Annotated in this window: 16 protein-coding genes and 2 tRNA genes; 3 read left to right on the top strand and 15 right to left on the bottom strand. The window is 65.3% G+C overall.

Features of this window, described 5'->3' with window-relative positions; all coding sequences use genetic code 11:
- Positions 1-288: 288 nt before the first annotated feature.
- From G7Y50_RS09515 to G7Y50_RS09490, 6 genes are all read right to left on the bottom strand, one after another.
- Positions 289-365 (bottom strand) — tRNA-Asp (locus G7Y50_RS09515).
- Positions 366-384: 19 nt separating this feature from the next.
- A tRNA-Asp gene (locus tag G7Y50_RS09510) sits at positions 385-461 on the bottom strand.
- Between the two features lie 227 nt (positions 462-688).
- Positions 689-1,618 (bottom strand): DmsC/YnfH family molybdoenzyme membrane anchor subunit, encoded by a 930-nt coding sequence (locus tag G7Y50_RS09505; protein WP_241159516.1) that lies wholly within the window; start codon positions 1,616-1,618, stop codon positions 689-691.
- 196 nt (positions 1,619-1,814) lie between these two features.
- Positions 1,815-2,669: a DmsC/YnfH family molybdoenzyme membrane anchor subunit gene (locus G7Y50_RS09500; protein WP_165053580.1), complete on the bottom strand. Its 855-nt coding sequence runs from the start codon at positions 2,667-2,669 to the stop codon at positions 1,815-1,817.
- 2 nt (positions 2,670-2,671) lie between these two features.
- Complete coding sequence (locus G7Y50_RS09495) at positions 2,672-3,286, bottom strand: 4Fe-4S dicluster domain-containing protein (RefSeq protein WP_165053577.1); 615 nt, start codon at positions 3,284-3,286, stop codon at positions 2,672-2,674.
- 5 nt (positions 3,287-3,291) lie between these two features.
- Entirely contained in the window at positions 3,292-5,736 is a 2,445-nt protein-coding gene (locus G7Y50_RS09490) for a DMSO/selenate family reductase complex A subunit (protein WP_165053573.1), read from the bottom strand.
- A 307-nt stretch (positions 5,737-6,043) separates the two neighbouring features.
- Between G7Y50_RS09490 and G7Y50_RS09485 the strand changes: the two genes are divergently transcribed.
- Entirely contained in the window at positions 6,044-7,537 is a 1,494-nt protein-coding gene (locus G7Y50_RS09485) for a helix-turn-helix transcriptional regulator (RefSeq protein WP_165053610.1), read from the top strand.
- Between the two features lie 105 nt (positions 7,538-7,642).
- On the opposite strand, the gene G7Y50_RS09480 is transcribed toward G7Y50_RS09485, so the two are convergent.
- The 3 genes from G7Y50_RS09480 to G7Y50_RS09470 form a co-directional block, all read right to left on the bottom strand.
- Positions 7,643-9,448, bottom strand: coding sequence for an ABC transporter ATP-binding protein (locus G7Y50_RS09480; RefSeq protein ID WP_165053570.1), 1,806 nt, complete (start codon positions 9,446-9,448; stop codon positions 7,643-7,645).
- The gene (locus G7Y50_RS09475; RefSeq protein WP_165053567.1) at positions 9,438-9,992 is read right to left on the bottom strand and encodes a DUF177 domain-containing protein; all 555 of its coding nucleotides are present in this window, start codon (positions 9,990-9,992) and stop codon (positions 9,438-9,440) included. Before G7Y50_RS09475 ends, G7Y50_RS09480 begins: the two co-directional genes overlap by 11 nt.
- Before the next feature lie 116 nt (positions 9,993-10,108).
- Entirely contained in the window at positions 10,109-10,579 is a 471-nt protein-coding gene (locus G7Y50_RS09470) for an ATP synthase F0 subunit B (RefSeq protein ID WP_165053564.1), read from the bottom strand.
- Between the two features lie 260 nt (positions 10,580-10,839).
- Between G7Y50_RS09470 and G7Y50_RS09465 the strand changes: the two genes are divergently transcribed.
- On the top strand, positions 10,840-12,231 hold the full coding sequence (locus tag G7Y50_RS09465; protein WP_165053561.1) for a circularly permuted type 2 ATP-grasp protein: 1,392 nt from the start codon (positions 10,840-10,842) through the stop codon (positions 12,229-12,231).
- A gap of 61 nt (positions 12,232-12,292) precedes the next feature.
- On the opposite strand, the gene coaD is transcribed toward G7Y50_RS09465, so the two are convergent.
- The 5 genes from coaD to G7Y50_RS09440 all read right to left on the bottom strand — a co-directional run bounded on the left by coaD (position 12,293) and on the right by G7Y50_RS09440 (position 17,823).
- Entirely contained in the window at positions 12,293-12,778 is a 486-nt protein-coding gene (coaD, locus tag G7Y50_RS09460) for a pantetheine-phosphate adenylyltransferase (RefSeq protein WP_165053558.1), read from the bottom strand.
- A 5-nt stretch (positions 12,779-12,783) separates the two neighbouring features.
- Positions 12,784-13,365, bottom strand: a complete 582-nt coding sequence (locus G7Y50_RS09455) for an RsmD family RNA methyltransferase (RefSeq protein WP_165053553.1) — start codon at positions 13,363-13,365, stop codon at positions 12,784-12,786.
- A 123-nt stretch (positions 13,366-13,488) separates the two neighbouring features.
- A complete protein-coding gene (locus tag G7Y50_RS09450; protein ID WP_165053550.1) occupies positions 13,489-15,714 on the bottom strand; it encodes an ATP-dependent DNA helicase RecG in 2,226 nt (741 codons plus the stop codon).
- A gap of 57 nt (positions 15,715-15,771) precedes the next feature.
- Positions 15,772-17,403 carry a DAK2 domain-containing protein gene (locus G7Y50_RS09445; protein WP_165053547.1) on the bottom strand — a complete coding sequence of 544 codons (1,632 nt, stop codon included), beginning with the start codon at positions 17,401-17,403 and terminating at the stop codon, positions 15,772-15,774.
- 72 nt (positions 17,404-17,475) lie between these two features.
- A complete protein-coding gene (locus G7Y50_RS09440) occupies positions 17,476-17,823 on the bottom strand; it encodes an Asp23/Gls24 family envelope stress response protein (protein ID WP_165053544.1) in 348 nt (115 codons plus the stop codon).
- A gap of 249 nt (positions 17,824-18,072) precedes the next feature.
- Between G7Y50_RS09440 and rpmB the strand changes: the two genes are divergently transcribed.
- A complete protein-coding gene (rpmB, locus tag G7Y50_RS09435) occupies positions 18,073-18,264 on the top strand; it encodes a 50S ribosomal protein L28 (protein ID WP_165053540.1) in 192 nt (63 codons plus the stop codon).
- 196 nt (positions 18,265-18,460) lie between these two features.
- Here rpmB and G7Y50_RS09430 read toward each other — a convergent pair whose 3' ends face one another.
- A complete protein-coding gene (locus tag G7Y50_RS09430) occupies positions 18,461-19,180 on the bottom strand; it encodes a zinc ribbon domain-containing protein (protein ID WP_165053537.1) in 720 nt (239 codons plus the stop codon).
- Between the last annotated feature and the right edge of the window lie 157 nt (positions 19,181-19,337).

Here is a 19,337-nt window from a genome sequence, read left to right as displayed (position 1 = left end):
CAGGGCGACGACACCGGGGCGCCCGCTCGTTGGGGAGAGGGGCTAGTGTGGTCTGAATTCCATCGTTCGACCCCATATCCTTACGGTGTCGAATGATTTCCTTTACACACTTTTCTGCCTATATGCCTAATCTGTTAATTGGGGTTATCCCCAATGAGGGATTAATCGCCTATATCCCTTAATCGATTAATTGCAAGAACCACACTGTTTGAGCATTAACCCGCCTTAGCCCGCAATCGACCGCGAAATAGCAAAAGGCCAGACGATCGTCTGGCCAGGAGTTTTAGATGGCGGGATGTACGAGACTTGAACTCGCGACCTCCGACGTGACAGGCCGGCGCTCTAACCAACTGAGCTAACACCCCAATGCGGGCCTGCAAAAAATGGCGGGATGTACGAGACTTGAACTCGCGACCTCCGACGTGACAGGCCGGCGCTCTAACCAACTGAGCTAACACCCCGTGTTTTGCAGCTCGTCTATTTTAAACATACGCGCACGCCGTGGCAAGCCCTATTTTCGAAAATTTGAGCCGTGATCGAAGGCGGTTGGGGCGACTGGGATGCCGCGGCTGGTGGGGCCGGTGGGGTTGGTTGCGGTTGGTTGCCCCGATTGGTTGCTCGACATTGCAGGTAGGCAGACATTATGCAAGCAAATGCTTCCGAAACCCAGATCGTTGAGCATAACCCCTCAGAGGCCGACGGTCATATACATGGCATAGAAGGAGAAACGGACAGCAAAGCAGGCGACAAGGGCACATGCAGCTGCCGCTCCTGCAAGCGAAGTTCGCTCACGCAAGGTGCGGCCGCCAGCCGCAGCGCGAAAAGCCAGCGCTACGCCGCAAGCATTGAGCACAGCGAAGACGCCGATGACCGCAGGCAACCAGGGAACCAGCGCAGACGCCTCCTGTGCGGTGGTAGACACGCCCGACAGCGCCGCGTTCTCAGCCACAAGCACCACTACCTCGGCCAACACGCATGTCGCCGCAATAAGAACGCACACCCGCTCGAAGCTACCCTTAAAGCTCACCTTCGACACGGCGATTCCGAAAAGCCCCACCATGACACCACTTGAGACGCCACCGAGCCAGAGCGTAGCTGGGCCGTACGCCATGTTCCACGTAGGCACCGTCTCGACTGAATAGGCAGCCGCCACGAACCCCACAAATGCAAGTGCTGCGGCTATGCTCACTGAAAGCCAGGCGCGTGCCGCACGCGGACGCAGCTTCTCGTAGAACGACGCGATCCAAAACGAACCGCCGAGCGCGAGAAACACCACCGCTGCCACCACCTCATTTGACAGCGGCGAGCGTCCCACGCCCGCGAGCACGAAGAGCGCGTTGGCAGGCGTGCCAAGGTGCGTGGCCGAGGCGACGAGGCCCGTGATGGCAAGCGCGAGCGGGATCACGAGATAACGACTAATACGAGAGAAAGCATCAGGCACGACGGCCGTCGCCGCATGCTCATTCATGCCCGTCGCAGAGCTCGCGTTTACGCCCACGCTAGCAGCGCCCTTCCTGCCCATCACGTCACGAACAAGCGCAGAGAGCGCCATGACGACAAAGCCCACGGCCCCTGCGGGTCCTACCGTGGTAAACAGCACCAGCGTTATCTCCTGCATGGCCACGTCCATGCGCTCCTCCTTCTCCTTCCCTTTCCCACGCTGCGCTGCGAACCCGCATCACCGCAGTCCCTGTGCCCTCACACCACGCAAGACAGGAGGTCGCATTCCGGCAACCACCTGTCTTGCGAAAACCCTTTCACCACCAGCCACCGCCAGCATCCGCACGGCTGCAACCTCGAAAACCTCTAGAGCCTCATAAGGCAAGCCCTGCATACAGCCCATAGAAGCCGATGCGCGCGATGAACACGCCCACGATCACAAGCACAAGCGCAACTGTCAGCGCCACCGTCATATTCGAGCGCTTGCGCGCCGCAAACAGCACGCCCGTGCCTACCAAACCAGCCGCAACGAAAGCCGCGAACGAAAGCCAGATGTTCGGCACCGCATCAAGAGCGCAGCCCCAGGAGTTGTGCACTCCGCCGCATGCTGCAATGAAGCCGCCGAAGCTCACCGCACCAACGACCAGACCCGCTGAGCCCATGCAACACGTGATTACACCAAGCACGCCAAACAAGTCAATGCGAGCAATGGCGCATGCCAGCGCGCCACACACTGCACCACCCAGAAGAGAGTATCCAACCAGCTGGATGACAGACAGGGGGTTGTTCCACGTGGGAATAGTGGGCGTGAGATAGGCGAATCCGCAGAACACCGCAAACACCACAGCCAACACCGAAATGACGGCCAAAAGCCCATGGCGCACGCCCGAACGCGCTTCCAGTTTGCCCGCCAATGCAGACACCCAGTAGATCAGCATAATGGCTACGAAGACGATTCCCGCCAGCACCTCGTTAGAGAGAGGCGAGCAACCCACGCCCGCGAACACGCCAACGGCGTTTTGCGGTGCTGCCAGATGGAAGAACGCCGCCACAAAACCCACCAGCACAAGCGCTACCGGCAACGCTGTGGCCTTGTCAAGTCGTCGCGCCATGTCCTCAGTCAAATCTCCTTTCCAGAAAGCCGCTGCCAACACCACAAACGTTGCAGCACCCAAAGGAGCCAGCGTGGTGAATACGGCCAGCGCCGTATGCTCAAATCCGTTTCCCATCGTTAATCCACCTCCGCTGCGTTGGCTATTCTGCAATCAAGACTGCCGAACGGTTGCGCGGCAGCACATTCGTTGATATAAAGATTCGGCTGCGTCACTGACGGGTCAGGCAGCGGCGCCACTGCGGCACGCGTACCCCGAGGCAGCTCGTCGATGGAGCCGAATTCGATACAGCGCATCGAGCAGGCCTCCACGCAAATAGGAAGCTCACCCGCAGCCATGCGCGAGGCGCAGCCATCGCACTTCACGGAATGCCCTACTTCGCGATCAACACGAGGCGCTTTGTAAGGGCAGGCCAGCGCACAGTATCCACAGCCGATGCACCGCTTCTCTTCAACCGACACGATGCCGTTCTCACCCTTGTGCATGGCACCCGTAGGACACACTTGCGTGCAGGCGGGATTATCGCAGTGCTGGCAGGAGATCGAAGTGTAGTAAGCGTACGAGTCAGTGATCCAGGTGCCGTCGGACGCCTGCGACCACAAGCCGCCCTCCACCTCGTACACACGTCGAAACGCCATCTTGAGAGAAAGGCCGTGATAGTCGCGGCATGCTGCCTCACACGTGTGACACCCTGTGCAACGTGTGGCATCATAGTAGAAACCGTATTGCGTCATGATGTTTACGCCTCCACCTTCTTGATTCGACCGATTACGCTGTGCTGACCCGTTCCCTTCGACACCGGACAGCAGTGACGGCTTGTGAGCGTATTACTGCATCCGCCATGATCAATGCGGTCGCCGTCCATGTCAGCGGAGTGCCAGCCACCCTGCGGGTACATGAGCACACCCGGGATCACGCGGTTGGTGACACGCGCCTGTGTGCGTATCTCACCTTGAGCACTCGTGAGGCTCACTTTATCCAGGTCGGAAATACCGTATTTCTCAGCATCAATCGGGTTAATGAGCACTTGGAACGGCGTCATCTCATTGACCGCTGGGTTTACGGCATAAGTGGAATGCACCGTGCCCTTATAGTGGTAATCGCAAATCATGAGCGGGTATTCGTCAGTCACGTCATCAGGACCGTCATAGCCAGGAAAGTACACTGGCACCGGCGTGATGAGGTCACCCTGCCCAAGCTTCCAGGTCTTCGCCATCGCAGCAAGTTCGGGAGAGTAGATCTGGATCTTGCCCGTAGCCGTGGGAAGCGGATTGGCCTTGGGATCTAAGATGAAGTCATCCACCTTGTCGGAAGGCTCGATGTCAAAGCTGAAAGAGCCCTGGGCCACGCCCTCGTCGTAAGCAGGGAGATTCATGCCGGCATTCTTCTCGCGCATTTCCTCATAGAGCTTGCGGCACCAGTCCTCGCGAGTCATTCCACCGTTGGAGTACTCGTCATACACGCCGAGACGCCGAGCCAACTCTCCGCACACCTCATATACTTCGCGACGCTCCCCCTTCGGCTCGCAGATAGGCTGGCCGAAACGGATGCCCTTAACGTCGCAGCCCTCACCCGCCGCTGACAGCGAGACGGTCTCCTGGGGCGTCAGGTCAGGCAAGATAATGTCGGCATATTTGCACGAGTCGGTCATCTGCACGTCGTAGGCCAAAATGAACTCACAGAGGCTCTCGTCGCGCACGATGTCGGTAGTGGTGTTTATGTCGCCGTTCTGGTTGGCGATCATGTTGTTGCCATAGTTCACGAGCATCTTAATGCCCACTTTGAGCGCATCGGCGCCTTTGATGCCAGCGTTGGTAGCCGTAAGCTTCGCACCATCGCGAATGACCTCGGGCCACAGGTAGTTCGGAAACTTGGTCTTGATGGGGTTGGTGCCCGTCGGGAGAGACTTAAGGCCGATGCCGCTGTTGCCCACCGAGCCGCCGGAAGTCGTGCCGGGACGACCCACCTGGCCCACAAGCTGCGGAAGCACCATGATGGCGCGCGCTGTGTTGTCGCCGTTGGTATGGCGCTGAGGTCCAAGGCCCTGGCAAATGTAGCACGGCTTGGCGTCGGCAATCTCATGCGCCAAGCGCACGATACGCTCCTCGGGGACGCGCGTGATGGCCGCAGCCCACGCAGGCGTCTTCTCTATCTTGTCGTAACCGGTGCCCATGATGTAGTCGGTGTAGGAGAGATTCTGCCCCTTCGCATCCTCAGGCAGAGTCTTCTCGTCGAAACCCACGCAGTAGGTGTCAAGGAAGTCGTGGTCGACAAGGTCCTCGGCGATCAGCACGTGCGCAATGCCCGCCACAAGCGCCGCATCAGTGCACGGCACGATGGGGATCCACTCAACGTCCTGATTGGTGCACAACTCGCTTCGTCGTGGGTCGATCACGATCACGCGGGCGTGCTTCTGCTCGCGCGCCACGTTGATGTCATACCCCGCGCCGTCACCCGACATGCGCATGTCGTTAGGTGCGTAGCCGAAGAACACCACGAGCTCCCCCTCCTGGATGGTCTTGAGCGAGCGATTTCCCCACGACTTGCCGTAGGTGTAGGGGTAGGCGCCAAAGCTGATGGCTGCGCTTGAGTAGCTACCGTAGCGCGTGACCACGCCACCACAAAGGTTGAACAGGCGGAAGAACGGGTTGTTCATCATGATGTTCTGCTCGACGCCCGAGCACTCCTGAATGAACACGGCTTCGTTGCCGTATGTCTTGGTGATGCGCGTAAACTCGCTCGCGATGATGTCGAGCGCCTCATCCCAGCTGATGCGCTCGTACTTGCCCTCGCCGCGCTTGGTGCCTGCCACACGACGCAACGGGTAGTCGAGCCGATTGTCGCTCTCTATGAAATGCTTGATCGAACGGCCGCGCAGGCACGCACGCGCCTGCGTCGCGCCAAAGGCCCGCTCCTTCGCTGCCGCGCTCGCACCGGCGCCCTCGGTCTCCACGTAGACGATTTCGTCACCCCTCATGTGGAATTTAAGCGGGCACGCACCGCCGCAGTTCACGTGACAGTGCGACCACACAATCCGCTCGGCTCCCTCCGCGGGCGCTGCCGCATGAGCTTTTGGAACGCGATCAACCACCATACCAGCACTCGCCGCCGCGCCGACCACGCCAAGCGCTCCGGCAGCCTTCACGAAGGCGCGTCGCGTCAACGTATTCACGCTGTCTGACATATCTCCTCCTTCTCCCAAGACCCGATCTCCTCGGTAAGCTCAAAGACCCCTTCGACCAAGGAACGCGCGCTTCCGATAAGCCCAAGCCGGAAGCGTCGCCCTCTCGAATGGCCTGAAATATAGCTTCCCCTGTTGGCGAAGCGCATCACCAGATTCCTGTGATTTTCGCGTTTTGCCTGATCAGAATATAACCATCTGGCTAAAACACAGTGAGCAGGCATGCGGGCACACCTCCAGTTGGTACAATGGCACGCGGTAGTACGGCCGTAGGTGATGCGTGACAAGCGAAGAGAAGGCGAAGAGCGCCATGCAGCAAACAACCGTCAAGCCCAACGTGGTCAACTTCGGCTACGCGACGTTTCTCTCGATCGGCGCCACGTCCATCTGGGGCGGGGTCTTCCCCTATCTGGCCGATGTTTACCGCACCTCCTCGACTACCACCGCCTTCTACCTTTTGCAAGGCACTGCCATGTGCCTGGCGTTCGTCTGCGCCATGCGCATGGCATGGACGCACCCTCGGTATGTGACCGATGCGCACGTATGGAGCTTCTCCGTGCCGCTTGCGCTTGGGCCCGTGCTGCTCATCGCCGCAATGTATCTGGAGGTTGCCACGCCTGCCCTCGTGGCAATCGCAGCCTTGCTCGTAGGGGGCGGTCTTGCAGGCTACATGATAAGCTGGCAGCGCGTGTTCGCCTCCTTGGACAGCGCCCAAGGAACAGCGGCGCTCATCAGCGGGACGGCCTACTCCGCAGTCCTGTACTTCACGCTGTGCCTCATCCCGGCAGCGCTATGCGCCTATCTCATCCCGCTCGTACTCGTACCGCTTGCAGGACTGTGCCTGTCGCTCGCAGCACGCCAGACCTCAAGTGACCAGCCTATGTTCGAGGACGTACCGTGCGAACACGCCGCGGTGTATCGCAACGTGATACGCAAAAGCCTCGCAGGTGCACTCTCCGTCGGTGCGCTCGGCTTTTGCGCCGGCGCGGCGCGCTTCATCGCGATCACCCACCAGGAGCTCCTCAACATCATCAACATCAGCTCTATGTTCTCGCTGCTCGTAGCGGTAGCGTTGTTCTATCGCATATGGAGGACCCGCACTATCACTTTCAGCCTCACGGCCTTCTACCGCGTGCTCTTCCCCGTCGCAGCGCTGTGCATGATTATCCTGCCGTTCGCAGGACGCAGCTTCGTAGGTGCGGGCATCGCCGTCACTCACGCTTGCTTCATGCTCGCCTGCGTTCTCATGATGATGCTGTGCGCGCAGATCTCGCGCGACAGCGGCATAAACCCCGTGTTCATCTATGCGATCTACGCGCTGTTCGCCTACGCGCTCCAAACGCTCGGCTATGTCGTCGGGTTCGCCTCGGGACTCGCAAGCTCCGTTGGTCTCGAGCAGCTCTCGCTCGTAGGGTTGCTGTCGCTGTTCGTGCTGCTGGTAGCGTCACTCGCAGGGCGCAAGGACCCCGAGCTGCATACTGACCGCCTCGAGTTCATCACGCTCGCAGAAACAGCGTCCTCGGGCTCAGAGCCAATACCCATGCCGGAACCTCGTGCCGAAGAGCCTGCCGTCGACCGCCTTGCCTCCCAATGCCGAGCCGTGAGCAGCCGCTATGGCCTCACCACGCGCGAGACGGAGGTCATGGAGCTCATTGCGCGCGGACATTCGGGCCCCGCCATCGCCGAGATGCTGTTTATATCCGAGAACACCATGCGCACGCATTCCAAACGCATCTACGCGAAACTCGGCATCCACAAGAAGCAGGAGCTCATCGTGCTCCTCGAAGGCTTCGCTGCCCGCTAGCCGCGCCTGCCGCACCCGCGCGCCCCAGCGCCGCGCGCCGCACCGACGACTCCCGCACCACACGCATCGCGCCCGCGCGCCCCAGACCGCGCGCCGTGCGCCGCGTCACTCCCCGTGCGTGCCGAACTGCATCTCGTAGTAGCGGGCGTAGGTGCCGCCACGATCCATGAGCTCGGCGTGCGTGCCGAACTCCACCACGCGGCCGTCCTCCACCACCGCGATCATGCGCGCGTTGCGGATGGTCGACAGGCGGTGCGCGATCACGATGGTGGTGCGCCCGCGCGAGAGCTCCTCGAGCGAGCGCTGGATGGCGCTCTCGCTCTCGTTGTCGAGCGCGCTCGTGGCCTCGTCCAGGATGAGGATGCGCGGGTCGCGCAGGAACACGCGCGCGATGGCCACGCGCTGCTTCTGCCCGCCCGACAGGCGCGCGCCGCGCTCCCCCACGAGCGTGTCGTAGCCCTGCGGCAGCGACATCACGAAGTCGTGGATGCTCGCGCGCCGCGCCGCCTCCACGATCTCCTCATGCTCAGCGCCCGGGCGCCCGTACGCGATGTTCTCGGCGATGGTGCCGCCGAACAGGTACACGTCCTGCTGCACGATGCCGATGGCGTCACGCAGAGACGACGTGCTCACGTCGCGCACGTCAACGCCGTCGATGGTGACCGACCCCGCGCCCACGTCGTAGAAGCGCGGCAAAAGCGCGCACGTAGTGGTCTTGCCGCCCCCGCTCGGCCCCACGAGCGCCACGGTGGTTCCCGCGGGTATGCGCAGGTCAAGCCCGCGCAGCACCTCGACCTCGCCGTCGTAGGAGAAGCGCACGCCACAGTAGCGCACCTCCCCGCGCACGCTCCCGCCCGCCGCCGCGGCCAGATCCGGCGCGCCGGGCGCGTCCGTCACCGAGGGCGCCTCCACGAGCACCTCCATGAAGCGGCGGAAGCCCGCGTAGCCCTTCTGGAGCGTCTCGGTGAAGTTGATGAGCTGCTCGACCGGCGCGATGAAGATGCCGATGTAAAGCGCGTAGATGGCCAGGTCGGACACGTGGAGGCTGCCCTGCGCCACAAAGTAGCCGCCGCCCACCACGCACACCGTGTACAGCGCGCCCAAAAACAGCGAGTTCGCCGCGTGGAACGCGCCGAGAAAGCGGTACGAGCGGTTCTTCGTGTCGAGGAACGCCACGTTGGCCTGCGCGAACTTGGCCTTCTCGGCGCGCTCTCCGCCGAACGACCTCACCACGCGGATGCCGCCGAGCGAGTCCTGCACCGTGGCGTTGATGCCCGCCATGCGCACGCGGTTCTCGCGGAAGATGGTGCGGCGGCAGTAGTTGCGCCAGAACGAGAACGCCGCCATCACGGCGGTCACCGCGAGCATCACGAGCGTGAGCGGCACGTTGACCATGAACAGCAGCACGAACGAGCCGATGATCTTGAACGCGCACACGAGCAGGTTCTCGGGCCCGTGGTGCGCGAGCTCGGAGATGTCGAACAGGTCGCTCGCGATCTTCGACATCATGGTGCCGGTGTTGTGGCGGTCGTAGTAGTCGAAGCCCAGGCGCTGGTACTGCGCGAACAAGTCGCGCCGCATGTCCGCCTCCATGCGCGCGCCCATGATGTGCCCCCAGCACGTGATGAAGTACTGGCAGCCCGTGCGCACGAGGTAGAGCACCGCGAACAGCGCGGCGATCCACCCGAGCGAGCGCAGGATCACGCTCGGCTCCGAGAGGAAGAACTCCTTCGTGAAGAAGTTCAGGAACTGCGGAAACGCCAAGTCGATGCAGGCGAGCACCACGGCGCACGCCAGGTCGCACAGAAGCAAAAGCTTGTAGGGACGGTAGTAGCCGAGAAACGCCTTCCAGACCTGGCCTGCGGAGACGTGCGCGTTCGCCTCGTCCCCCAGACGCACGTCATTCGTCAAAGCTGAGGTCCTTCAGCGCGGCGAAGGGGTTGCGCGCCAGCTCGAAGTCGGGGTCCTCGGCCGGCTCGCCGCACGCGCACGCGCCCTCGTTCAGGTTCGCGCCGCACGTGGGGCACAGCCCCTTGCAGTCGTCGTCGCACAGCGGGATGAGCGGCGCCTCGAGCAAGAGCGCGGCCTGCACAAGCGCCGTGAGGTCGATAGCGTTGTCCTCGGGCAGCACCTCGAACTCGTCCTCGTCCATGTCCTCGGGCGTCTCGGCGTCCTCGCCGCCGAGCAGGAAGTAGCCCTCGATGTCCCCCGTCAGGGGAAGCTTCACGTCCTCCAGGCAGCGCGCGCACGACGTGGTGGCGTCGCCCTCGACGGTCCCCGTGACCAGAAGCGCGTCACCGGTGTTGGTGACGTCGACCTGCCAGGCGAGCGGGCGGGCGAACGAATACAGGTCAGGGCCGGCCTTCAGCGCCGGCACCTCGATGGTCCCCTCAAAATGAGAGCTCTCCGCAGGCGCGAAGAGCTCATGAGGGATGTGGATGCGGATGGATTCCATGTGTCTACCCTCGAATCTCGCAGCGAACGTGCGCAGCCGGCCCGCATGCCCGCCGCGCCCCTGCTGCAAGGCGGCGAAGGGACGGGGCCGACGCGCGCGCCGCGGCGCAGGTCAGCTTAGCGGACGTTGATGGAGTTGGCGTTCAGGCGGTCGCGGCAGCGGCGCACGTTGTTGAGCAGCGTGTCAAGGCTCTGCTCGACGTGCCCGAACACCTCGTCGGCGTAGTCCTCCGCGCCGGCGCGGGTCTGGCGCTCGAGCTCGCGGGCGTCGGCCATGATGGTCTCGGCCTGCTGCTGGGAGATGCGCACGATCTCCTGCTCGCTCGCGATGGTGATGGCCTGGCTGCGCGCGTCCTCGATCAGGCGGTTCGCCTCGGCCTCGGCGTCATCGAGGAGGCTCTGGCGCTCGCGCACGATCTGGCGGGACTGGGCGAACTCGCTGGGGAACGTGTCGCGAATCTCGTCCATGATCTCGAAGGCCGCCGTGATGTCAACCTGGCGAAGATTGTTCTTGCCAAAGACCGGCTTCGAGTCCTCAAGCAGAATAGAAAGCTCTTCGAGCAGACCCAAGACTCCGGTTTCGTCCATGATGTTCCTTCCACCTCAAGGGCCGGCGGCAGCCGCCCCGCTGAGTTCAACGTATAGCGATGCAGGTAAACTGCACATGAATTCAGCTATTCTACCATGTTAGGGAAAAGAACGCGCGGCGGCGCACAAAGGGCGCATATTTGCGGGAAAACGGTTACCCGGCGCCGCGCCCCGCACGGGGCCGCGTTGCGCTAAACTAAGCAGGCTGCCGCGGCCGCGCCGCCGGCAGCGCGCCTCTACCCCCGACCAAGGAGCATCCCATGAACGTTACCGAGCGCCCTGCCCTCGACGACGAGTACCTCAAGCTCGTACGCGCCACCGACGAGAGCGGCGAGGGAAGGCGCGACGCGTGGGAGCGCATGAAGGCGAGCAGCGCGTACGTGGGAGGAGCGCCGGCGCCCATCTCGTACCTGCCGCGCATCCTCGACCAGCGCGTACGCGGCCGGCTTGCGTCGACGGCGCTCGCCGTGCACGGCATCCTCGAGAAGGTGATCGCCGCCTACCTGGCCGACCCGCAGTTCAGGGAGCTGTTCGCCTTCGACCAGCGCGTGCGCGACCTCATCTTGGCCCCGCGCGCGGGCGCGCAGCTGCTTCCCTACGCGCGCTTCGACTGCTTCTTCGACGAAGCCACCGGCGCCGCGCGCTTCGTCGAGTTCAACGCCGACTGCTCGTCGGGCATGAACAAGACCCGCGCAGCGCTTGACGCCCTGCGCCCCAGCGTCCCCTACCAGGCGTTCGCCGCGCGCCATCGCCTGGAAGACGACGCAGAGCGCCTGTTCGAAGGCTGGGTGGCTGACTTCATGCGCCTGTACGGCGCGTGCGAAGGCGCCAAGGAGCACCCCCACGTCGCCATCGTCATGTGCATGGACGGCGACGACGTGCCCTTAGGCGAGCTTGCCCGCTACGCCGCGCTCTTCCGCGAGGCGGGCGCTGACGCGAGCGTCTGCGACGTGCGCGACCTCGCCTTCAGCGGCGGGCGCCTCACCTGCGCCCGCCCCCGCGAGGGTGCGCCCCGCCAGCCGATTGACGTGATCTGGCGCTTCTGCATCGTGGTCGACCTGCTGCAGCACTGGGACGACTGCCAAGACTTCGTCACCGCCGTCACCTCGGGCGCCGTGCCCATGATCGGCAGCTTCGCAACCCAGATCGCCCACGACAAGCAGCTGTTCGCGGTGCTGCGCAACCCCGCCGCGCAGGCCCTGCTCACGCCCGCCGAGCGCGCCCTCGTCGAGGAATCCCTCCCCTTCACGGCGTTTCTGGACGACCCGCGCCTTCCCCTGGACCAGGTGCTGGAAGAGCCCGCGCGCTGGGTGATCAAGCCCACCGACTGGTACGACAACAAGGGCGTCTACGTGGGCGCGCAGTTCAGCCGCGCCGAGTGGGCGGCCGTCGTCGAGCGCTGCCGCGCCGACGCGGGCCCGTCGGCCTACCTCGTGCAAGAGTTCTGCACGCCGGCGCACGTCCCGGCGATTCCGCTCTACGGCAACGAGGCCGACTTCACGGGACCCGTGCGCGACTTCGGCTGCCTCACCGGCATGTACGTGTTCGCCGGCCAGTTCGCAGGCGTCTACAACCGCCTCGGGCCGACGGAGAACGTCACCGCCCCCGGCACGTTCGTGGTGGCCCCCACCCTCTGGGTGCAGGACGAGTAGCGCGTGAGCTGAGCGTGACAGACCCTTGAGCTGAGACAGGCTGGAGCGAGGCAGACTCCCCTTAGGCGAACTTCCGCTCGAGGGCCTTCTTCACGCAGGGCGGGACGAACTCGTCCAGATCGCCGTGAAGGCTCGCGATCTCCCGCACGATGGAGCTCGACAGGTACATGTACTGCGGGGGCGACATGATGAACATCGTCTCGAGCTCGCGGTCGAGCTGGTAGTTCAGCGCCGTCATCTGGAACTCGTACTCGAAGTCGGTCACGGCGCGCAGGCCCTTGATGACCACCTCGGCGCCCATGCGGCGGGCGAAGTCGACCAGAAGCTCGTCGAAGGCCTCCACGCGCACGTTGGGCAGGTGCGACGTGGCCGCGCGCGCCAGCTCGACGCGCTCCTCGAGGGAGAACAGCGGCCCGTGCGGGCCCTTCTTCTGCGACGCGGCCACCGCCACGACCACCTCGTCGAACAGCTGCGCGGCGCGCGTGATCACGTCGAGGTGTCCGCTGGTGATGGGATCGAACGTTCCCGGGGTGAGGGCGCGCTTCATGGCCGTTACTCTCCTTCTCGCTCAAGCAGGTCGATCACAGTATCGCCGTAGGCGCGCCGCGAGGCAAGGGACAAACCGTTCGCCGCGGCCGCCTCCTCGACCGCCGCGTTCGACGCCGCGCCGTGCTCGTAGGACACCACCGCGTCTGGCGCAAGCGCGCCCGCCGCCGCAAGCCGCCCCACGACCCCGAGCACCTCGCGCGCCTCGAGCGCGTAGGGCGGGTCGAGCAGCACGAGGCTGTACGGCGCGCGCAGGCGCGGCGCACCGCTCTTCAGCACGTCGATGCGGCAGACGCGCACCTGGTCGCGCCCGTACCCGAGCACCCGCACGTTCTCCTCGATCGCCTTGAGCGCCCCGCGGTCGCACTCGCACAAACACGCGAGCGCCCCGCCGCGCGACATCACCTCGAGCGCGAGCGCACCCGAGCCCGCGAACGCATCGAGCACCACCGCGCCCTCGAGCCCGCCGCATGCGCTCGCAAGCGCGCTCATGAGCGACTCGCGCACGCGGTCGGTGGTCGGGCGCGTGCCGCGTCCCTTCGGCGCGACGAGGCGCCTGCCTTTGTGCTCGCCGGCGATGATGCGCATGGGTGGTCCTTTCAGCTCGATGTGACATGGGGATGCGGCGCGCGGCGCGGCGGGCTTGCCAGAGGAAGGCCGCAGGGCGCGCGGCCCCGCCCGCCGCGGGCCGCGTGCCGCGCAGGAGCGCCCCTACCCGCCGACGACGGCGCGCTCCTGCGCGAACAGGGCGCGCATCTCGCGTGCGAGCGCCGCGTGGTCGGGCTCCTCCAAAAGCGGGTCGACCTCCATGATCGCGCGCGCGTCGGCGTTCGCCGCCTCGATGATGCCCTGGTCGCGCACCACGTTCACCAGCTTGAGCGCCGAGGCGCCCGACTGCCGGTTGCCCAGGATGTCGCCCTCGCGGCGCAGCGACAGGTCGAACGCCGCGAGCTCGTAGCCGTCGTCGGTGGTCTCCATGGCGCGCAGGCGCGCGAGCGCCGCCTCCTGCTTCGAGGCCGACACCAAAAACACCTGCGCCGGGAGGCTGCCGCGCCCCACGCGCCCGCGCAGCTGATGGAGCTGCGAGAGGCCGAAGCGGTCGGCGTCCTCCACGATCATCACGGTGGCGCGGGGCACGTCGACGCCCACCTCGATCACGGTGGTCGCCACGAGCACGCCGATCTCGCCCGCGCGGAAGCGGTCCATCACCGCCTGCTTCTCAGCCGCGGGCATGCCGCCGTGCAGAAGCGCCACCTCGTGGTCGGGGAACACCTTCGCGCTCAGGAACGCCGCCTCCTGCGTGGCGGCCGTCACGTCGTCGTCTGCCATGTCGGCGTCGTCCTCGATGGCCACCGTCGGGTGGAACGCCTCCTCGGCGTCTCCCTCGCGCGCCGCGGCGCCCTTGCCCGCCAGCTCATCGCGCTCGTCGGCGCCCTTGCCGATGAGCGGGCACACCACGTACACCTGCTCGCCGCGCGTGAGCGCCTCGGCCGCCGCGTCGTAGGCGCGCCCGCGCTCGGACTTCGCCACCACGCGCGTGGCGCGGCGCGCCGCGTCGTGCGGGCGGTGCTTGATGTAGGACAGCGTCAAGCTCCCGAACAGCGCGAGCGCGAGCGTGCGCGGGATGGGCGTGGCCGTGAGGAACAGTGCGTCGGGTGCCGCGCCCTTCGACAGGAGCCTCGCGCGCTGGTCGACGCCGAAGCGCTGCTGCTCGTCGATGACCGCGAGCGTGAGGCGGGGCGCGACCACGTCGTCCTCGAGCAGGGCGTGCGTGCCGATGAGTACGTCGATCTCCCCCGCTGCGGCGCGCGCGACCACGTCTGCGCGCTCGGCGGCGCTCGTCGAGCCCGTGAGCAGCGCATGCGTCACGCCCGCCGCGTCGAAGAGCGCGCCGAGGCTCTTCGCGTGCTGGCGGGCGAGCACCTCGGTCGGCGCCATGAGGAACGCCTGCCCGCCCGTGTCGGCCGCAGCGGCCAGCGCGTGCGCCGCCACCACCGTCTTGCCCGTTCCCACGTCCCCTAAAAGCATGTGGTTCGCCACGCGCGGCTCCGCCATCACGCCGAGGATCTCGTCGCGAGCGGACGCCTGCTCGTCCGTGAGCGCGAAGGGCAGGCTCGCGGCGAGCGCGCGCAGGCGCGGGCCGTCCGTCACGTGGGCGACGGGCTTTACGTCACGGCTGCGCTCGGCAGACTGCTGCATGAGGAAGAGCTCGAGCATGAGCAGCTCCTCATAGGCCAACCGCCGCCGCGCCTCGTGTGATTCGGGCATGGCCTGCGGGAAGTGGATGGCGCGCAGCGCGCACCCGCGGCTCATCAGCCGGTACTTGGCCCGCAGGTCGAGCGGCAGCGGGTCGAGGACCCCGCACGTCGCCTCGAGCGCGTTCTCCACGAGCCGGCGCATCCACGCGGCCGACACCTTCTCGCACGCCGGGTGCACGGGGATGATCATGCCCGTGGCGGGCTCGTCGCCGAGCACCTCGAGGTAGGGGTTCGTCATGCGCTTGAAGCCGTAGTTGAACTCCACCTTGCCGGCCACGGCGACCTGCGCGCCCGCGTGCACCGTGTCCATGAGCCACGGCTGGCGGAAGGCCGTGACCACGAGGAGGCCCGTCTGGTCCACGAGCGCGATCTCCACGAGCGTGAGCTTTGGCCGCGGGCGCTTGAGCCTGATCTCATGCACCGTGCCCTGGATGGTGCACGCGGACCCGATGCGCGCCTCGGCCACCGTGCACACGCTCGAGAGGTCCACGTAGCGGCGCGGGTAGTGGGTAAGCAGGTCGCGCACCGTGCGGATGCCGAGCTTCTCGAGCGCGCCCGCGCGCGCCGGGCTCACGCCGCGCACCCGCGACGCCGGCGCGTCGAGCAGCAAGGTGGCCGCCAAACGATCAGGCGAGGCCGAAGCCCCGCCCTTCTCCCTTGCTTTGTCCTGCTTAACCAAAATATAAATCCTTCTCACCCGCAGGTCGCCCGCAACGACAGCGAGGGTTCGAATTCTTTATTCAACTGAAAGAATGATCGGATACAGCGGCTGCTCTCCGCGGTGGGAGTCGATCTCGAGGTCGTCGTAGGCATCCTCGATGCGCTCGACGAGGGCCGCGAAGTCCTCGTCGGTCATGTCCTCGCCGGCGAGCAGCGTGAGCGTGTCGGCGTCCTCGGCCTCCATGACCTCGAGCAGCCCCATGACCACGTCCTCCACCGACGAGCCCACCGCCTCGATGGCACCGTCCGCGATGCCGATGACGTCGCCTTCGCGGATGGGGTTGTCGTGCGCGTCCTTGGAGTCCTTGATGGCAAAGGTGACCTCGCCCGTCCTCACCTCGGCGAACGCCTCGGTCATCTCGGCGACGTTGTCCTCGAGCGGCGCGTCAGGGTCGATCGCGAACATGGCCGCGAACGCGGCCGGCACGCTCTTGGTGGGCACCACGCCGCAGGGGATCTCGGACAGCTCGCAGGCGCTCTGAGCCGCCATGATGATGTTGGAGTTGTTCGGCAGGATGACGACGGCGTCGGCGTTCACCCGGCCCACGGCGTCGAGCAGGTCCTTCGTGGAGGGGTTCATGGTCTGCCCGCCCGAGACGACCACGTCGACGCCGAGGCTCCGCAGGATATCGGCGTTGCCCTCGCCGGCTGCCACGGCCACGAACCCGAGCGGCTTGTGCTCGGCGGCCTGCTCGGCGGCGAGCTTCTCGGTGCGCTCGGCCGACTGCAGCTGCATGTTGTGGATGAACACCTCGGAGATCTGCCCGCGCTCCAGGAAGTACGCGAGCACCTGGTCGGGATGGTTGGAGTGCACGTGTACCTTGAACTTCGGCACGCTGCCCACGCACAGCTCGCAGTCGCCCATGGTGGCCAAGAACTCGAGCGCCTCGGCGGGGTCGAGCACCTCGGAGTCGACGAGGAACTCGTTGCAGTAGCGGTACGCCGAGCCCTCCCAGTCGTTGATCTGCTCGATCTCCACCTTCGGGGCCGCGGTGCGCGCGAACGCGAGCTCGTCGACCATCGTGCCGTCCTTGCCGAGCAACGCCGCCGCGAACGAGTCGAGCAGGATAGCCAGGCCGAAGCCGCCGGCGTCAACCACGCCGTTCTCCTTCAGCACGGGAAGCAGCTCGGGCGTGCGCTGCACCGAGGCGTATGCCTCGGCCACGATGCACTCGATCGCGTCGACCGTGGAGAGGTTCGCCTTGCGCGCGTCAACCGCGGCGGCGCCGGAGTCGCGCAGCACCGTGAGGATGGTGCCCTCGACGGGCTTGCGCACCGCCTGGAAGGCGACCTCGACGGCCTTCTCGAAGGCCGCGGCCACCGTCTCGGTGGTGAGCGCCTCGGCACCTGCGCTGCCCTCGCACAGGCCGCGCAGGATCTGCGAGGTGATGACGCCCGAGTTGCCGCGCGCGCCCATGAGGGCGCCCGTGGTGATGGCCTTGCGGATCTCGGCCCCGCTCGCCCCGATGGGCAGGCGCGCGACGTTGCTCACCACGCTCTCGATGGTGAGCGACATGTTCGTGCCCGTGTCGCCGTCGGGGACGGGGAACACGTTGAGGCGGTTGACTTCTTCCTTGCGTGCGCTCAAAGCCTTGCTCGCCGCCGCGATGGCGTTCAGCACGTCGTTGGATGAGTAGGTGGTTGACATGGCGGTTCGTTCTCTCCTTAATGATGCGAGCGCGCGGCGACGCATCCCCTCGCGCGCCCTCTCGAAAGCGGGCTAGCGGCGCACCTTGACGTCCTGCACGTGTACCTCCACGCCTTCCAGGGGAACGCGCGCGTACTCCTTCAGCGCGAAGCTCACCTGGTCGATGAGGTTCTGCGAGACGGTGCTGATGTTGGTGCCGTACTCGATGACGACGTAGAGCTCCACGTGGATGCCCTCGTCGGTGGTGTTGACAACGACGCCGCGGCGCAGGCGCGACGCAGGAAGGATCTTTGCAATGCCGTCAGCGGCGTTCGGGGCGGTCATGCCCACCACGCCGTAGCACTCCATGGCGGCGTTTCCGACGATGTCGGCCAGCACGTCATTGGCAACGTGGAGATTACCGGGAATGCTCATGCTCATGATGCTCCTTTCACGTGTCAGCGGCACCGCGGCGCGCGCGTGACTCGCGCGCACGAGAGCCCGCGAGGCCGCCGTAAGCTCATCTTATGCAGTATAGCGCATGGGCTAAACGCGCGATGGCAGGCTTGCGCAGGCAGACGCCCATATTCCATAAATTATTCTTGAAGGGGTGTTGTTTTATGTGCTATAGTATTAGAGCTTTTTTGTCCTAACCGGTTTAGGCCGAGAATATTATTGGAGTTGATACGAATGTCTAAGATTTGCGAAGTTTGCGGTAAGAAGCCTGTTGCTGGTCGCAGCATCAGCCACTCCCATCGTGTGACCAATCGCTGGTTCAAGCCCAACGTGCAGAAGGTGACCATCAAGGACGCCAAGGGTCACGTGCGCAAGGCCAACGTGTGCACCTCCTGCCTGAAGGCCGGTAAGGTCGAGCGCGCCTAGCGCCCGCTCGCAAGCCCGATTCGCTTAAGGCATCGAAAAGCCCGCTCGCGCGGGCTTTTTTGCGTTGGGGCGGCACGTATGCGCGCCAGCCGTGCCGGCCTTCATGCCAGCCGTGCCGACTTCGCGCCAACTGCGCCGACCCCTTCGCCGCATACCCTCGAAAAGCCCGCTCACGCGGGCTTTTCGCTTCGCTTCCCTACTCCACGATGAGGAGGCGCTTGCAGGAGGGGCAGGTGCCGAGGGGCGCGTGGGCCTTCAGCTCGATGAGGCGGCCGCCCTCGATGGCGGCGCGGCACACGCCGCAGCGGTCGCCGTTCAGCATGCCGACCGCCACGCCGCCGGTGCGCGCGGCGGTCTTCTCGTAGAGCCTCAGCACCGCCGGCGTCATGCGGCCGGCGAGCTCGGCGCGCTCGGCCTCGAGCTTGGCGACGCCCATCTTGAGCGCGCCGCCCTCCCGCTTGAACGACTCGACCGCGCGGGCCTCGGCGGCGTCGATGTCAGAGAGCGCGTGCAGCACCTGGGTCTCGAGCTGCGTGATCTTGTCGAGCTCGTCGCTCGCCTTCGCGCGGTCGTCCGCGAGCTTGGCGCGGCGCTTGGCGATGCCCGCGAGCTCCTTGGTGCGCGCCTCGACGTTGCGGTAGTTGCCGCTGGCCGCCTCGATGGCCGCCTGCGTGCCCGCCTCCTTCTTCGCAAGCGAGGCGTCCTCGTCGCTGATGCGGGAGAGGCGCTGCGCGGCGTCCTTCTTGAGGGCGTCGACCTGGGCGCGCTTGCCGCCCACGGCCTCGCGCTTCTTGCGCGCCTCCATGATGACGGCGCGCTGCGGGAGCTCCTCGAGCTGCTTGTTCAGGCGCAGGATGTCCAAGTCGATCTGCTGGATCTGAAGCAGTCCGGCGATGTCGTCGTGCTGAGCTTCCATGGTGTGACCCCCTTGCTTGCGAAGTGATGCTCCAACTATACGCCAAGACGCCCGCCCTGGCGCCCGCGTTTTCAGCGACGCGCGCGAAAACCGAAACGCTGAGCGGGTCGGGCGCGGGCAGGGCGCCTGCCCGACGCTTGCCCGACGCTTGCCTGGC

This window comes from Adlercreutzia sp. ZJ176 (genome assembly GCF_011038975.1).
In the GTDB taxonomy this organism is placed as follows: domain Bacteria; phylum Actinomycetota; class Coriobacteriia; order Coriobacteriales; family Eggerthellaceae; genus CAAEEV01.
Note: the sequence above shows the minus strand (reverse complement) of the source record. Positions and strands in the feature narration are given on the sequence as shown.

Excerpts from the sequence above, each read along its gene's own strand:
- G7Y50_RS09505 (WP_241159516.1), bottom strand. The coding sequence starts at position 1,618 with ATGCAGGAGATAACGCTGGTGCTGTTTACCACGGTAGGACCCGCAGGG.
- G7Y50_RS09500 (WP_165053580.1), bottom strand. The coding sequence starts at position 2,669 with ATGGGAAACGGATTTGAGCATACGGCGCTGGCCGTATTCACCACGCTG.
- G7Y50_RS09495 (WP_165053577.1), bottom strand. The coding sequence starts at position 3,286 with ATGACGCAATACGGTTTCTACTATGATGCCACACGTTGCACAGGGTGT.
- G7Y50_RS09490 (WP_165053573.1), bottom strand. The coding sequence starts at position 5,736 with ATGTCAGACAGCGTGAATACGTTGACGCGACGCGCCTTCGTGAAGGCT.
- G7Y50_RS09485 (WP_165053610.1), top strand. The coding sequence starts at position 6,044 with ATGCAGCAAACAACCGTCAAGCCCAACGTGGTCAACTTCGGCTACGCG.
- G7Y50_RS09475 (WP_165053567.1), bottom strand. The coding sequence starts at position 9,992 with ATGGAATCCATCCGCATCCACATCCCTCATGAGCTCTTCGCGCCTGCG.
- G7Y50_RS09470 (WP_165053564.1), bottom strand. The coding sequence starts at position 10,579 with ATGGACGAAACCGGAGTCTTGGGTCTGCTCGAAGAGCTTTCTATTCTG.
- G7Y50_RS09465 (WP_165053561.1), top strand. The coding sequence starts at position 10,840 with ATGAACGTTACCGAGCGCCCTGCCCTCGACGACGAGTACCTCAAGCTC.
- coaD (WP_165053558.1), bottom strand. The coding sequence starts at position 12,778 with ATGAAGCGCGCCCTCACCCCGGGAACGTTCGATCCCATCACCAGCGGA.
- G7Y50_RS09455 (WP_165053553.1), bottom strand. The coding sequence starts at position 13,365 with ATGCGCATCATCGCCGGCGAGCACAAAGGCAGGCGCCTCGTCGCGCCG.
- G7Y50_RS09445 (WP_165053547.1), bottom strand. The coding sequence starts at position 17,403 with ATGTCAACCACCTACTCATCCAACGACGTGCTGAACGCCATCGCGGCG.
- G7Y50_RS09440 (WP_165053544.1), bottom strand. The coding sequence starts at position 17,823 with ATGAGCATGAGCATTCCCGGTAATCTCCACGTTGCCAATGACGTGCTG.
- rpmB (WP_165053540.1), top strand. The coding sequence starts at position 18,073 with ATGTCTAAGATTTGCGAAGTTTGCGGTAAGAAGCCTGTTGCTGGTCGC.
- G7Y50_RS09430 (WP_165053537.1), bottom strand. The coding sequence starts at position 19,180 with ATGGAAGCTCAGCACGACGACATCGCCGGACTGCTTCAGATCCAGCAG.